14 protein-coding genes are annotated in these 15,262 nt (G+C 41.0%); 9 read left to right on the top strand and 5 right to left on the bottom strand.

The features are described from left to right. Positions 1 to 2: 2 nt before the first annotated feature. Both AC5JMF_RS30695 and AC5JMF_RS30690 read right to left on the bottom strand, forming a co-directional pair. Positions 3 to 530, bottom strand: a complete 528-nt coding sequence (locus AC5JMF_RS30695; RefSeq protein WP_495799489.1) for a DUF937 domain-containing protein — start codon at positions 528 to 530, stop codon at positions 3 to 5. A 12-nt stretch (positions 531 to 542) separates the two neighbouring features. After that, entirely contained in the window at positions 543 to 2,795 is a 2,253-nt protein-coding gene (locus tag AC5JMF_RS30690; RefSeq protein ID WP_495799488.1) for a DUF4912 domain-containing protein, read from the bottom strand. 528 nt (positions 2,796 to 3,323) lie between these two features. On the opposite strand from AC5JMF_RS30690, the gene rsmA reads away from it, so the two are divergent. The 4 genes from rsmA (at position 3,324) to AC5JMF_RS30670 (ending at position 6,281) form a co-directional block, all read left to right on the top strand. Further along, positions 3,324 to 4,163, top strand: a complete 840-nt coding sequence (gene rsmA, locus AC5JMF_RS30685; protein ID WP_495799487.1) for a 16S rRNA (adenine(1518)-N(6)/adenine(1519)-N(6))-dimethyltransferase RsmA — start codon at positions 3,324 to 3,326, stop codon at positions 4,161 to 4,163. Between the two features lie 90 nt (positions 4,164 to 4,253). Continuing rightward, entirely contained in the window at positions 4,254 to 5,207 is a 954-nt protein-coding gene (ispE, locus tag AC5JMF_RS30680; protein WP_495799486.1) for a 4-(cytidine 5'-diphospho)-2-C-methyl-D-erythritol kinase, read from the top strand. A 31-nt stretch (positions 5,208 to 5,238) separates the two neighbouring features. Then, positions 5,239 to 5,559: a DUF3082 domain-containing protein gene (locus AC5JMF_RS30675; RefSeq protein ID WP_495799485.1), complete on the top strand. Its 321-nt coding sequence runs from the start codon at positions 5,239 to 5,241 to the stop codon at positions 5,557 to 5,559. 14 nt (positions 5,560 to 5,573) lie between these two features. After that, positions 5,574 to 6,281, top strand: coding sequence for a Uma2 family endonuclease (locus tag AC5JMF_RS30670; protein ID WP_495799484.1), 708 nt, complete (start codon positions 5,574 to 5,576; stop codon positions 6,279 to 6,281). Positions 6,282 to 6,294: 13 nt separating this feature from the next. Here AC5JMF_RS30670 and AC5JMF_RS30665 read toward each other — a convergent pair whose 3' ends face one another. Together AC5JMF_RS30665 and AC5JMF_RS30660 are read right to left on the bottom strand one after the other, a co-directional pair. After that, positions 6,295 to 7,155: a response regulator transcription factor gene (locus AC5JMF_RS30665; protein WP_495799483.1), complete on the bottom strand. Its 861-nt coding sequence runs from the start codon at positions 7,153 to 7,155 to the stop codon at positions 6,295 to 6,297. A 98-nt stretch (positions 7,156 to 7,253) separates the two neighbouring features. After that, positions 7,254 to 7,586, bottom strand: coding sequence for a sensor histidine kinase (locus AC5JMF_RS30660; protein ID WP_495799482.1), 333 nt, complete (start codon positions 7,584 to 7,586; stop codon positions 7,254 to 7,256). Between the two features lie 1,221 nt (positions 7,587 to 8,807). On the opposite strand from AC5JMF_RS30660, the gene AC5JMF_RS30655 reads away from it, so the two are divergent. Both AC5JMF_RS30655 and trpC read left to right on the top strand, forming a co-directional pair. Beyond that, on the top strand, positions 8,808 to 9,086 hold the full coding sequence (locus tag AC5JMF_RS30655; RefSeq protein ID WP_495799481.1) for a HetP family heterocyst commitment protein: 279 nt from the start codon (positions 8,808 to 8,810) through the stop codon (positions 9,084 to 9,086). A gap of 63 nt (positions 9,087 to 9,149) precedes the next feature. After that, positions 9,150 to 10,034, top strand: a complete 885-nt coding sequence (trpC, locus tag AC5JMF_RS30650) for an indole-3-glycerol phosphate synthase TrpC (protein ID WP_495799480.1) — start codon at positions 9,150 to 9,152, stop codon at positions 10,032 to 10,034. Positions 10,035 to 10,223: 189 nt separating this feature from the next. On the opposite strand, the gene AC5JMF_RS30645 is transcribed toward trpC, so the two are convergent. Next, positions 10,224 to 10,577: a hypothetical protein gene (locus tag AC5JMF_RS30645; RefSeq protein WP_495799479.1), complete on the bottom strand. Its 354-nt coding sequence runs from the start codon at positions 10,575 to 10,577 to the stop codon at positions 10,224 to 10,226. Between the two features lie 601 nt (positions 10,578 to 11,178). Here AC5JMF_RS30645 and AC5JMF_RS30640 point away from each other — a divergent pair. The 3 genes from AC5JMF_RS30640 (at position 11,179) to AC5JMF_RS30630 (ending at position 15,076) form a co-directional block, all read left to right on the top strand. Next, complete coding sequence (locus tag AC5JMF_RS30640) at positions 11,179 to 11,301, top strand: hypothetical protein (RefSeq protein ID WP_495799478.1); 123 nt, start codon at positions 11,179 to 11,181, stop codon at positions 11,299 to 11,301. A 391-nt stretch (positions 11,302 to 11,692) separates the two neighbouring features. Next, entirely contained in the window at positions 11,693 to 12,586 is an 894-nt protein-coding gene (locus tag AC5JMF_RS30635; protein ID WP_495799477.1) for a hypothetical protein, read from the top strand. Positions 12,587 to 13,147: 561 nt separating this feature from the next. After that, the gene (locus AC5JMF_RS30630; protein WP_495799476.1) at positions 13,148 to 15,076 is read left to right on the top strand and encodes a bifunctional serine/threonine-protein kinase/formylglycine-generating enzyme family protein; all 1,929 of its coding nucleotides are present in this window, start codon (positions 13,148 to 13,150) and stop codon (positions 15,074 to 15,076) included. Positions 15,077 to 15,262 lie beyond the last annotated feature (186 nt).

Raw genomic sequence — 15,262 nt, 5'->3', positions numbered from 1 at the left:
AACTACATAGCCTGTGGGTTGAGAAAACGGTTAGCAAATCTGAAAACATCGCCTAAATCTGTGTTGCCGTCGCGATCGCTATCCAAAAAATTCGTCAAAAGCGAATTTCCACCGAGAGTGCCAGGTTTTGTAGAACCCATATTCAGCAGGCTTAACACTCCTGATGTGAGTGTTGGTAAAGCTGCTTGAATAGCGTTGGCGCTGATTCCGGTTCTTTGAGACACTGTTTGCACGATTTGCTGCTGTAACTGAGGTGATAACAAAGATTGCATTCCAGATGTACCCACGCCGATACCAGAAGCTTGACCCATGAGATTTTGTAACTGATTGCCGCCTGGGGTTGCTTGCTGCTTGAGTGCAGGACGCAGCACGTTACCCAAAACTGACATGACATTTTGCATTTGAGATGCCTGAATTCCTCGGCTAGCTGCGACTTGCTGAATTGAGTTGACAATCGTTTCTAGCTGATTAACACTTCCTTGTTGATTGGGGTTGTTGATTGCGCTCAGAACATCAAAGAAAAGTCCCATAATTAATTGTCCTTAAACCCTGCTATGTGATGGTACGTGAACGTGGAAGGAGCGAATAATGCTCAACCAGCGATGATCATCTGTGTAGTAGCCGACTTCGGCGATGTAGTCGCGATCGCTCATCGGGATTAAAATGTGTTTGTCTTGGTCATGCTCATCGCACAGATATTCTTGGGTGCTGTAGGGTTGTTGGTTGTCAATGTCAAGATTTGTAACATCGTGAACTCGGAGCATCAATCTACGCCCTCCTTGACGACGCACAGCTGCCTTATACTCATCGGAAATTTCCCAATAAGCATAAGCCTCTTGAGAGTTGCGGGGTACAAGAATAATCCGGCAGTCACTTTTCATTTCTGGTTGATCGCTGGTTGTGCGATCGCCATTAAAGGAAGGCTGCCTTCTGTCAAGGAATGATCTAGCAGCTGTTCCCATTCCTGCAACTTTTGAGATGTTCTCAACTTGCTCAGGTACAGTACCGAATGCAGGTTTAGGAGATGGAACTTCTGTCGGTGCGGCATGAGCAAGTTTTAACCAACGACCATCATCGGTGAGGTAGCCTAATTCGGCGGCGATGTGTTCACGATTGTTTTCGGCAATGGGAATATGCAAATCAGGTGTTGATTCATCACAATTAAACTGCCGAAAACTTGTAGGTTCTTGTTCTGGATGGTCGTAAACACGTAGCGCCAGCTGGCGTCCACCTTGTTGACGCAGTTCTGCTTTGCGTGCTTCTGGAACTTCCCAGTAGGCGTAAACATCGGCTTTGTCGCGAGGCACGAGAATTACACGACTTTCATCTTTTGTGGTTGTGGGGCGATCGCTTGCTAAAGAATGGGCTGCAACACCTGTAACTGCCGCAGGTACAGCACCATCAAGTTCACAGGCTGGTACTCGCACATGAGCCGAACGAGCGATTCTCAACCAGCGATCGCTACTACTCACATAACCAAGTTCCCCTATGTAATCGCGATTGTCTACTGTGATAGGAATGTGCCTATCTTGCGACCGTTCATCGCAATCAAACTCTTTCATGCTGTGCGGTGGTTGACGATCCATGTCGTTGATGTCGGTGACATCGTAAAGACGCAATTTTAAATAACGTCCACCTTGCCGTTGTAAGTCTGCTTTTACCTCATTGGGAACTTCCCAGTAAGCATAAACATCCCGACAAGTTCGAGGTGTGAGGATGAGCCGACTCTCTGGGTTTAGGGTAGCGGGGACTGGTGCAGGTGCGACGCTAGGGGTGGTGGGGCGACGCCGACTCAACAACCACCACAGTAATCCACCTAATAATGGTATGAGTAATAATATCCACCAAGGAAATTCGTTTTTAGGTGCGGTTGTAGTTGCTGGGGTTGGCGGTAAAAGTGTCGTTTCAGGGGTGGCGATCGCATTTGCAGCCCTGGCTTGTTCGACAACTCGCTGATTTTCGGGGGCTGTAGCATAGCCTAAAAAGGCTTGGGCTGCGGGGCTGGGATTCAATCTGGAGTAAGCATATGCTAAGGGTTGGGAGAAGGGGTAACGAGGATCGGTGGGAAGAACTTTGTGTAGAGAGATAATTTGCACATTGGGGTCATTGATTACCTGATCGGCGATTGCATAGCCAATGCCATTTGCTCCTAGTTCTTTGACTACCGCATTTGTGCTGTCTTGTGAGAGTCTGACGGCATTGGCACCAGTTTGAAATGGGGCTTTTTGAAATACAGGATAATTTCGCAGTGCTTGCCGTAAGTCACTATTTTCCGGGCGGTCAACTAGGCGAATTGCTTGGGAAGAACCGCCAACCTGTGACCAGTTGGTAATTTCACCCCGAAAGATTTTGGCGAACTGTTCAGAGGTGAGGCTGTTTCTATAGGGATTATTTTTGCTGATGATGACGGCTATTTTGTTGCGAGTTATGGGAGTGCTAACTAATCCTCGTGCTTTCTCAGCCTCTGTTAGCGATCGACCAACCGCAGCTAAGTCAATTTTCCCATCCGGCAATGCTTTTAAGGATGCATCGGTGCCGTCGTATGCTATTTTTACATCTGTGCCGGGATACTTCGCTTTGAACTGTTCTGCCAGTGCCTGATTAATCTTTTCCATGCTGGTTGTGCCATTGATCCGCACATCTGTACCACTGGGAACCGATTGTGGTACTGGAAATGATGGGGATTGAGCAAGCGCTGGTGGATGAATAACAAAAGAGACTGCTGTGGGAGTAGAAGCAGCAGTCAAAGCAAATAAAATTGCTATTGATGTCTGTGATTTTCGTTGACGAAACATCTTACTAATATGCTTCCTCATAGTAAGTATCTATAGTCATGCGCTTTGATTTTTGATATTACTTGCGTAGGTTGGGAGTGGGGAGTGGGGAGTGGGGAAAAACCTTTTTGATTTCAGAAATCAAAATAGGAGTCTTATAGACAAAATTAATTACACAGTTGAATGATTATTCGAGGTGATTTTGATGGGGAATTTTATTGGCATAGGTACTTAAAATACTTCCGCATATCAAAGACGGAAGCAGCTAAAGTACTTGCATATTTAGAGGGTATTTAACTGACCAACCTATGGTAAAACTACCTTTAATTCTCGCTATTCATTTTCTGATTAATTCCTCCTTAAGGTAGAAATTATTGGTCATACTAGTGCAGGATGGCAAAAAAATATAATACTTATTAGAGCTTTTATGCATATTATATGTTTTTTGTCAATATAAAAACTGTAAAAATGAGGTAGTGAAAAGTAAGAAAAAAGTAAGAAATGAGTTTTTATGTAAAAGCCAAAAGCTAGATAGGGTAAGAAATATAGATGGTACGACCGCGCAGGGTCTTTGCTCAGCATTGGCTCAAAAGTGACAAGGCACTCAACGCCATAATTCAAGCCGCCAACTGTATACCAAGCGATCGCGTCCTGGAAATCGGGCCCGGCACCGGCATCCTCACTCGTCGCTTACTCCCCTTGGTAAAATCTCTAGTCGCAGTTGAAATCGACCGCGACTTATGTACACTATTAGCAAAACAACTCGGTAAAACCGAAAACTTTTTACTGCTACAAGGAGATTTTTTAACTTTAGATTTAACCTCTCATTTAGCAGCATTTACGAATTTCCAAAACCCAAATAAAGTTGTAGCTAATATTCCCTACAACATTACTGGGCCAATCATCGAAAAATTATTAGGCACAATCGCCAATCCCAACCCAGAACCATTCGATTCGATAGTACTATTAGTACAAAAAGAAGTAGCAGAAAGATTATATGCTCAACCAGGCTCAAAAACCTTTGGGGCACTAACAGTACGAGTACAATACTTAGCAGAATGTGAGTTAATTTGTACAGTTCCAGCTAGCGCATTTCACCCACCACCAAAAGTAGATTCCGCAGTCGTGCGTTTGCATCCCCGACAACTAGAAAACCCAGCAGTCTCACCCCGACAACTAGAAAATTTAGTCAAGCTAGGATTTGGGGCCAAACGAAAAATGTTACGAAATAATTTACAACCAATACTAGAACGCGATCGCCTGACACACTTACTGGAACAATTAGAAATAAATCCCCAAGCCCGCGCCGAAGACCTCAGCGTCCAGCAATGGGTAACTCTAGCAAATGAATTGGGAGTGGGGAGTAGGCAGTGGGGAGATGAAGGATAATAATTCATTCGCAATCCCCCATACTGGGACTTTGCCTCAAAGTTCCTCATTCCCTACTCCCTACTCCCTACTCCCTACTCCCTTCTGAAAATGCACTCCTACACCCTCACTGCCCCAGCCAAAATTAACTTGTACTTAGAAATTATCAGCGATCGCCCCGACGGTTATCACGAGTTAGCCATGATTCTGCAAAGTATCAGTCTAGCTGACCAAATTAAATTGCACTCGATTAAAGATGAAACCATCCGCCTCCACTGCAATCACCCACAAGTACCCGCAGACAACAGTAATCTCGCATATCAAGCAGCCGAATTAATGGCCAAGCAATTTCCAGAAGCCTTGAGTAAACATGGTGGTGTCGAAATTACAATTAACAAATACATCCCTGTAGCAGCCGGCTTGGCTGGAGGTTCGACAAATGCAGCCGCCGTATTAGTAGGAATAGATTTACTTTGGAAATTAGGACTAACCCAATCAGAAATAGAGGAACTAGGAGCTAAGCTTGGCTCAGATGTACCATTTTGTGTAGCAGGTGGCACAGCAATCGCCACAGGTAGAGGCGAGCAACTTTCTCCCTTAGCAAGTTTGGATCACATATATATAGTATTAGCGAAATATCGTAGCTTAGAAGTCTCCACCGCTTGGGCTTATAAAACTTATCGCCAACAGTTCGGCAATTCTTACATTCGAGATACCAAAAGCTTAGCTGCACGCGCTAATGCAGTCCACTCCGGCTCAATAGTCAAAGCTATCCTAGAACAAGACACCCGCGAAATCGCTCAGAAAATACATAACGATTTAGAACGTGTCGTTTTGCCAGCTTATCCTCAAGTTTTACAACTACGAGAAGTATTAGCAAACCAGCAAGATGTCTTAGGAACAATGATGTCTGGTTCTGGCCCCACAGTATTTGCGATTTTTGGCTCTCAACAGCAAGCAGAAGCAGCTAAGCTAAATGTGAGAGCCGCAATTCCAGACAAAGATTTAGAATTATTTGTAACCAGAACAGTTAGTCATGGCATTCAAATTGCATCATCAATTTAACAAAAGCCGTTAATCCCAAACCTAAAATTTTATGAGCGAACCCAACGTTACGCAACAACAAACCCAACAGCAGTTTTCAGCAACTCCCTTACGCAGTTTATTAGGTGCAGTCATCTCTGGAGCAATGGGATTTGGTTTATATTCATTGATGATTGCGATCGCTACAAACTTTGCCACCAAACCTATCCATTCAGATAATCTACTAGTAATAAAAATTTCCTCCGCCGTTCGTACCTTAGTTGTAGGTATAGTTGCCTTGGGAGCTGGAATATTTGGTATTGTCGCAGTCGGCTTACTAGCTTTGGCAGTGCAATTATTGGTGCAACAGTTAACCAAGCACAAAGATATTTAGGTGCGGAGGTTTAGATGGTTAGAGAGTACTTACCCCAAACACAATCCAATTCAGCACAAGAACATCTACCCCCACTTGAAAGTGGCGATCGCTTAACTCGCCCTGAATTTGAGCGGCGCTACACGGCTGCATCCCACATCAAAAAAGCAGAACTGATCGAAGGAATCGTTTACGTGGCATCTCCCTTAAGACATGAGCAGCATGGCAAACCCCACAGTCGAATTATGACCTGGTTAGGAGTTTATCAAGCAATGACCCCTGGTGTTGACTTGAGCATCGAACCTACAGTACGCCTGGATTTAGATAACGAACCTCAACCAGACGCAGTATTATTTATTGAATCTGCTGTGGGTGGACAGACTCAATTGAGCAGCGATGGTTACATAGAAGGATCGCCAGAGTTAATTGTGGAAATTGCCGCCAGTAGCGCCGCCATTGATAGAGGCAGCAAAAAGCAGGCTTATCGCCGTAACGGAGTGTTGGAATATGTCGTCTGGCTATCTTACGAGAATCAAATCGAATGGTTTTACCTCAGCGATGGCGACTATAAATTACTACCCCGGGGTGCAGATGGAATTATTCGCTCCCAGGTATTTTCAGGATTGTGGTTAGCTGTAGAAGCACTGCTAAACAATCAGATGGTGCGAGTGTTAGAAGTATTACAGTCAGGATTAAATTCACCTGAACATAATAAGTTCGTGGCGCAATTGCAGAAGAATTGACACTCACCAGAAATCAACAACCCAAAGGTACAAGTTTTTCCAACGCACCACGATTTTTAAGAAGTTGCAACTTGTGATTTTTGGGAGCCTGATATGACTGATGCTGTTGTCGCCAAACTCTAGGAGATATATCGTGGTGTTGACGAAACTGGCGAGAGAAATGACACGCATTTTGATAGCCTAATGCGATCGCAATCTGTTCAATTGACTGATTAGTATTTTGCAGTAAAGGACGAGCTGCTGCCATGCGACGCTTCACAATCCAACCATTTACAGTCTCTCCTGTTTGTTTTGCCACTCGGCTAGTCAAGTAAGCAGGCGAATAGCCAACAGCCTCAGCTACATCAGATAAAGTAATACCTTGGCAATAGTTAGTCTCAATAAAATCGAAAACCGGTTTAAGTTGAGGAATCGATGGAAAGAAAGCATCAGTAGCTACTGATAAAGTTGAGGCTTTAGAAATTTGATTCGCATACCAGCGCTTCATCAGAGCCTGCTTCTCAAGTCGAGTTGCGATCGCTCTCAACAAATCCTCTACAGTAGAAGGCTTGGTAAGATAATCGTCAGCTCCTAATTCCATACCCTTGCGAAGAGCAGCTTGAGTATTACAGCCAGTCAGAAAAATAAAGGGAATAATCGCCGTGTCATGATTTTGGCGAAGTGCCATCAGCACATCGTAACCATCCATATCAGGCATAAAAATATCACAAATCACCAAGTCGGGTAAATGCTCTCGTGCCTGCTGAATACCAACAATACCATTTTCAGCACCCATAGTTGCAAAACCTTCAGCCTCAAGGCTGGCTAAGAAGATATTGCGGGTGTCAGCATCATCTTCAATTACCAGAATAGTTGTAGACGATTCGTACATCATTTTTCTACCACTAGAATTTTTGGTGAGGAGTAGTTAGCAAAATCTTTGAATTACATCTTTTCTGAAGTTATAAGTGTTAAGTTACGATTCAACACTCATTACTCAAAATTGGCTGAAGTTTGTTTGACAAATGGCAATCTGATAGTAAAAGTAGTACCTGCATCAACTTTACTTTCCACAGCAATTTGACCACCATGTAAGTCTACAAGTGTTTTAATAACCGATAGCCCAAGTCCATTACCCGGTTTCTTATTAATATTGCTGCCCCGATAAAATGGTTCAAACAATCGCTTTTGATCTATTGCTGGAATACCAATTCCTCTATCTTTGACCTGAAAAATAATATTCCCATCCTTACAAGAGAGTTTGAAATCAACTGGAGAATATTTGATTTTAACGAGCAAGAGTGAATTATGTTCATCAAGCAACATCAATAAGCTTTGAATAAATATGTGTGAAATAACATATAGCGCTCCCAAATCATTTGTAAAAATCGCTCCGTGCTTTTCATTTGTATACTCTGCATCTGTGCGGTTTACTTATTTAACATTTACTTTCACGAATTAGAGAGAACTGCTATAACTATCAAATGTTTTAGTTAAAATGGCACTTACAAATAACTAAGATAGTAGTGATTTAGGGTTTATATCATGAAATTTATGCCCATCAATCTGGTTTATTTTTATTTACTCACTCAGGGATTTAACTATATAATAATGAGCCTGGTCATCTGTCATTGGGAATACATTATAGTTGTATAATTTTATATATCAAGATAAAGTATCTATCTAAAGAAATAGATACCGTCAATAGTCTATGTATTCGTAACTACAAAAAAATTAAGCTTAATAGTGTTTGGTAACACCAAGCAAACTAACTGACTAATCCTAGTGTTACAGACCGCACAAGAACTTCATAGCGCTCTAATAAAAAGAATTGCTGTTTTTGAGATATCTCAGTAATATATTAAGTTTATTGTGTTTTTTATTACAATAAATTAATGTACTTAGTGCTAGTATTGACGTAGATTTAATTACATAGACTAAAATCTATCAATAGTAATTCTTTTTAATGGAAGATTATTTAATATCATGAGTAACTTCTATCAGTCACTGTCTTCTCAAAAGTAGAATGAAAAAATATTACAACTCGTGACAAGTCAATTAGTAAGGTGTTTTATCATCTAAAATCTGAGGATAGCTATACCAACTATTTCAACTAATAAGAATAAAAATTTCAAGAACGAAAAAATAGGCACATTTAACAAAAAAAAGATCATATATTCATCGTCGAAGGTGAGTAAACTTAATCAAGAAGCTGCTTCTGCAATACGGTTCATCTGTTAAGTGTGGGTTTAACTGCATATTTATTTAGGCTGTTTAAACCCACCTCTCCTTGAAATATAAATCTGCAATAATTATTAATTTGATCTATGTTGTGACATAGATTTCTGTTTAGGTAGTATTTGATTTTTCCAATAATAAGACGCGATCGCGTCTTATAAAGCAGAAATATCCACACTATTTGAGCTTTTCTCAAATAGACAGAAATTAAAGTATTTTTGAATTTAGCGTATGATAAAAACCAAGTTAAGAAAGGAGAAAATCTACTAGATATAAACCAGTTTAAATTTACAAAAAACAGTACATGCCATGACTCAAAACCTAACTGACTATCAAACACCAGTAAGTAGAAAAATTAACACCGAACAAATTGAGCAAATTGTCAAAGCAATTATCGCAGGTAAATATTCCTGGGCATGTGTTTTAATATTGCGTTTTTCTGGTTACAATCCCATAGACTACATACCCTACCGTACTTACATTCGATTACTCAAAAATAACTACTTAGTTGCAAGCTCAAAGCCAAATCAAACTAATCGTGAGTCCACAGAAGTATTTGATATCAAATCAACCTGGATTCAGCTTTGAGAACAACAGTATAAATTTGATAAATACAAGTCTCATCAGGACTCTCTTCATTCCTAGCAGCTTATGACTTACTCAGCTACTACTCCTAACAACCGTTTGCAACCCATTCTTAAAGAAATTGTATGGCATAAAAAGTATGAGGTTGCACAAATTCAGCAACAGATGTCTTTAGCTTCTTTGCAACGCCAGTTAACTGCTGCTCCAACAGTACGAGATTTCATAACTGCTTTGCAACAAAGTCCTTATCGACCTAGCATCATTGCAGAGATCAAAAAAGCATCTCTAATTAACGGAATTATTAGATCAGATTTTGACCCAGTGGCGATCGCCAAATCATATGAACGTGGAGGCGCAACCTGCATCTCCGTCTTTACAGATCAAAAGTTCTTTCATGGCAGCTTTGAAAATCTACGTGCTATTCGTCATCGAGTAGCTGTACCTCTACTGTGCAAAGAGTTTATCCTAGATCCTTGTCAAATTTATCTGGCAAGGGCAGCAGGCGCAGATGCTGTACTATTGATAGCAGCAATTCTCTGTGATCGAGAACTCCAAGACTTTTTACGAGTAATTCACTATTTAGGGATGAATGCTTTAGTAGAAGTCCATACTTTGGCTGAACTAGATCGAGTACTAGCACTGGATGACATCCGTTTAGTAGCAATTAACAACCAGAGTTTAGAGGATTTGAGCATCGATATCAGCACCACTCAACAATTACTAGCAGCAAGGCGATCGCAACTGCAAAACCTGGGTGTAATCGTCGTTAGCGAATCTGGATTGTATACACCTACTGATTTATCTTTAATGGCTCAAGCCGGCATACATGCAGTTCTTTTAGGAGAAGCTTTAGTAAAAGAAGAAGACATACAACAGGCTGTGCGTAGTCTTCTCAAACTTGATCCTCTCACTCGTAACGATCTCCTAAAAAAAGGGATAAGAGAAAGATAGTTCTGAAAGCTTAAAGATTTTGATAATATTCTAGTTTTTGTACAAGTTTTAATTGTTATTTTATCAATAACACTTAAAAAAGTTCCCTTTGCGCTTTCCAACGCAAGGGGAAAATTTTTGAAATCTTTGTGATTTTTATCAAATACTTTGACTTAGTTAAATAGCAAATTTTGTCTCATCTTTGAATACTCATTGTGTCTCTGCTGCCTGACAAACAATCGCCATAGAGTTAGCATCAGCCGTCCCAGGCTTAGGGAAAACTTCTCGCTCAATTTTATTCTCTCTTGTCAACTTACCAGCAGCAGTGTAGAAAGAAACTCTCTTAGAAAATAACCTACCCTTACCACAAGAAGCATGAAAAGTTGTTCTTGCTATTTCTTCACCCTGCTCATATAAAAGGGTATATTCAGTTCCCTTAATAGATGTGACATCAAGAGTAATCGGGTTTCCATTATTATCCTCACCTACTTGAATATAGATATTATTATCCGTTGTCTGGGCGATCGCCGCACCACTAAACGAAAAAGCCAGCATTATCGCCATGATATTAAGTTTCTTCAAAAACATACGTATTAAAGGAGCTAAACTGTATATCTTTTTTATACTTAATAGATATAACTTTGAACGCAGTAAAACCACTGGAAATCACTCCTTTGAAGATACAAAGATGACTATGATGATATAACTCTAGTTCTAGTCAGCCATTCAGTAAGAGTTTTTAGTCTTGCTTATGTATAGATGCAAAGCCGCTTCACATCAGACATGGCTCGTAGATTCATTCTTAAAAATCAATCCCCAGACTCTGCTATTTAAACTGGTGTAAACCCATAAATTCTGGATATAAATACACAAGTTACTCCAGTTAGGACAGTTGAAAAGACTGTAATGCCCAAAAAATTACTTATTTTCAAGTAAAAGTTATAGTTTTTATCTTACAGCTGTGTAAATGAATATTTGAAAATATCTGTCAAATGGAATACTAGCAGCATCATAGTATACCAATGAATTAATCAAACTTTTAGTAATATCTGTGACTTACACTTACAAGGAGTAAAAATAACTGATCAGACATAACAAAAAAAATTTCAAACAAACGTTGATGTATGTATTGCAAAATCAACATTTTTAAGTATATTTAGCATTTTTGCTAGCTCAGTTTCATTTTACTCAGGCAAAAATTCATCGGTTATCTAAATCGCCTCATCTCCAAGCTGCTGATTTGCGATCGCTTGCCCTTTCACCAGCACTATCAGAATTTTTGGGCTAGTTTGACGCATTCCACTAAGCAAGAAAAATTATTGTATGATATCAACGTCTCAGTAAAAATCAAATACTTGCCCTTGTGCAAGGTTAAAGTAGTTATTTAGCGTCTCGTTCGCGTCAGCGTCTTTAGTTAGGGGAAGAGAAGCGGCTTGTCGTTAGACATCGCTGGGTATTGACTCTGATAAAATTTAGTTTTGTCTAAATGTGGCTGTGAAGCAGTAAATATAGACCTTTCTAACTACCAACACAAGGGTGTAAGATTTTTATGATTTTATTTGGCAACCTCATCTTTTTGCTCGTAAAATCGAAGACAAGTCAAAGGTCAGTAGAATAGAACCCCTAAATTAATGAATCCGTCAATCAGTCAGGGTGAAAGAACTATCATTAAATCTCAAATGATGGATCGGATAAACGATATCGCTTGGCAGGCTCACCAGGGTAGCGTTGCTGCGATTATTCAACTATTGAACGAAAAACTAGCCAATTCTGGTGTCAGGATTAGGGCTATTTTTGCCAATGGTGTCTTACAGCTTCTGTGCGAGGCAGCTAAGGTAGAGCAACTTGAGCAATCTGCTTTAGTACAACAAATCCAGCAAATCATGGATGCAATTGCACCTCGTAACATTCGTCGAGTCAATATTAACAGTCGAATTGTTCGGGAACAGCAGTTACTTTGGTTAGAAGAGATTAATCGCGATCGCGAAAATCAATTACTTTGGTCAGAAGAGATTGCTTTAGCTACACCTAGTATTGTCAAACAAATAATTAAAGATTTTTCGGAAGCTCGAATCGAACTTAAAAAGCCAAATCTACCTAAGACAAAATCGTCGTTATCTTTAGTAATTAATAACAAAAATAAACCGAGAAATGGTAAAATAGTAGCAGTAACTGGTTTCTGCTTATTACTGTTACTGGGGTGGTTTGTCTATGCTCAGTTAGGCAGTAGAGTAAACAACTTAATACAGCCAAAAGTAGACAAATCTTCAAATACACCAAATAGTGCTAAAACTAAAACCTCACTTCATACTGCTGAAGAGAGTCTAGACATTTCATCGAATGATCCATTTGTAGCAGCGGTGCGTGTTGCTAATCAAGCATCAGCATCAGGTAAAACAGCTATAACTTCAACTCAGTGGTTAGAGTTAGCGGCTATGTGGCAACGAGCTTCAGATTTAATGAGTACAGTGCCATCAAGCCATAATCGACATCAGGAAGCGAAAATTCGGACTCAACTTTATAAGAAATATAGTGAAGCAGCACAACAAGAAGCAAAGAAAAGTAAGTCTTAAGCTAGAAAAATCTCTCTATAGTTTAATTTTGTAAACCAACTTCTGCCCAAACTGCGGTGTAGGGAGAAGGTGAACTAGGGTCTGTGAAATAATTTAGATTAAAAATAACTAATTGCTGTCGCTTGGATGGTAGGCGATCGCTTGCTCAATTATTTCTGCTATCCTTGGGCTGATATATTAAATGAAGGCGCGATCGCACTTTTGCCAATCTGATCGTTCCAGAAGAATCACCCCTCCCCCTTGCTTAATAAGTATTAAATTTGCCAGTGTATTGAGTCCATTTCTAATGGACTTTCGCTATAAGACAGGGATTTACAATCCCTGGCGGACTGGTGGACTGGTGGACTGGTGGACTGGCGGACGACTGAAAGTTTGACAGGTGCAAGATCTAAGCGATCGCTTGCTCAATTATTCCTGCTATCCTTGGGCTGATATATTAAATGAAGGCGCGATCGCACTTTTGCCAATCTGATCGTTCCAGAAGAATCACCCCTCCCCCTTGCTTAATAGGTATTAAATTTGGCAAAATAACACCATCCATTCTCCTGTTAGGTAAACCTAATGCTCATCGGCGCAATTCTTCGGAATCGCTACAAAATAATCAGACTATTGGGAAGCGGCGGTTTCGGTGACACATACCTAGCAGAAGATGTGGATTTACCGAACCATCCGGTGTGTGTTGTTAAACACCTCAAACCAAAAGATTCCTCGCTTTCCACATTACAAATAGCCAGACGACTATTTGACAGTGAAGCACAGACACTATATAGATTAGGCAACAACCACGACCAAATTCCGCGACTATTCGCCCACTTTGAGGAGAAAGGTGAATTTTATCTAGTGCAGGAATTTGTTGATGGAGAAGACTTGAGCCGAGAAATTATTCCTGGTAAGCGGTTGAGTGAGAGCGAAGTCAAAAAGTTATTACAAGACATACTACAAGTCTTAGCCATCGTCCATCAACAAAATATCATTCACCGAGACATCAAACCGCAAAACTTAATGCGGCGTCGGCAAGACAGCAAAATAGTACTGATAGACTTTGGTGCAGTCAAAGAAATCAGTACCTTAGTAATGAATGCCCAAGGACAAAGTAGCTTTACAGTTGCAATAGGGACAGCTGGTTATATGCCCAGCGAACAGGCAAACAGCGACCCCAAACTAGCCAGCGATATCTATGCAGTAGGGATGTTGGGAATACATGCCCTGACGGGTTTACAGCCTCATGAGTTGCCCAAAGATCCCACCAACGGCGAAGTGATTTGGCGCAATTGGGCAAACGTCAGCGAGAACACAGCAGAGATATTAACCAAGATGGTGAGTTATCACTTCAACCAGCGCCATCGCACAGCAACAGATGCACTGCAAGCATTAACGCCAGCACCACCACCGCAAAAACCAGCGCCAGCACCACGACAAAAACCACAACCAACGCCACCAATATCATCACAGCAGTCATCAACGCCCGACATACCAAGACGGCGAGTAATTCAGACTATGGGGTTATTAGGTGTTGGGTTTGGTTTAGCAATAGCAGCAGAACGTTTATTATTTCGCCCGAATGCAGGAGAAAGCCCTATTATTGACGCTGGTACAACCACAACACCACCAGAACCAGAACCCCCCATTACCCAGTCTCCAACTTCCAAAAGTTCAACACCTAAACAAGGACTAACCTTACAAACCTCTCAATTTGAGGTTGTAACGGTGGATGTGCGGGGAAACATCGCTAACCGCCGCAACCGTCAGGCGAAATACTTCGTTGAAGACTTGGGAGGTGGCGTCACTTTAAATATGGTGCAGATACCAAGCGGAACTTTTACAATGGGTTCACCAGCAGGGGAGAAGGAACGAAGCTCAGATGAAGGGCCGCAACATCAAGTAACAGTCCCTGAATTCTTCATGGGTAAATATGAAGTCACGCAGGCACAGTATCAAGCAATCATGGGTAATAATCCCTCCAATTTCAAAGGAGAAAAAAGACCTGTAGAAAAGGTGAGTTGGAATGATGCTGTAGAATTTTGTAAAAAGTTGAGCCAGAGGATGGGACGCACCTATCGACTACCCAGCGAAGCTGAATGGGAATATGCTTGTCGTGCTGGAACCACCACACCTTTTTATTTTGGCGAAACTATTACCAGTGATTTAGTAAACTACAAAGGCACTTATACTTACGCCTCAGCATCAAAAGGTCAATATCGTCAGCAAACAACAGAAGTAGGCATTTTTCCGCCCAATGCCTTTGGTTTATACGATATGCATGGCAATGTTTGGGAATGGTGTCAAGATTATTACCATGATAATTATCAAGGCGCACCCACTAATGGTAGTGCATGGTTCAATGATAATGATAATCAATATCGTCTGCTGCGCGGTGGTTCTTGGTACAACGACCCAGAGAACTGTCGCAGTGCGTTCCGCTTCAGGAACGGAGCCGACTACCGTCTCGACGGCATTGGTTTTCGTGTTGTCTCTGTCGTTCCCGCGTGAGGACTCCCTTGCCCTATACTCTTTTGCCCTTTTGCCCTTTACACCTCTTTACTCTTTTTTCTGTCCGCCGCAGGCGGATCAAAAATTTTTTTTACATTTAAGCGATTAAAAGCAAATTTATTGTAGAGTTGCGAGAAAAGATAACATAAGTAAGTTAACTTTAAAAAAAGTATAACACGTTTTCAT

This window comes from Desmonostoc vinosum (assembly GCF_059505385.1).
This window is presented reverse-complemented; position numbering and strand designations above follow the sequence as displayed.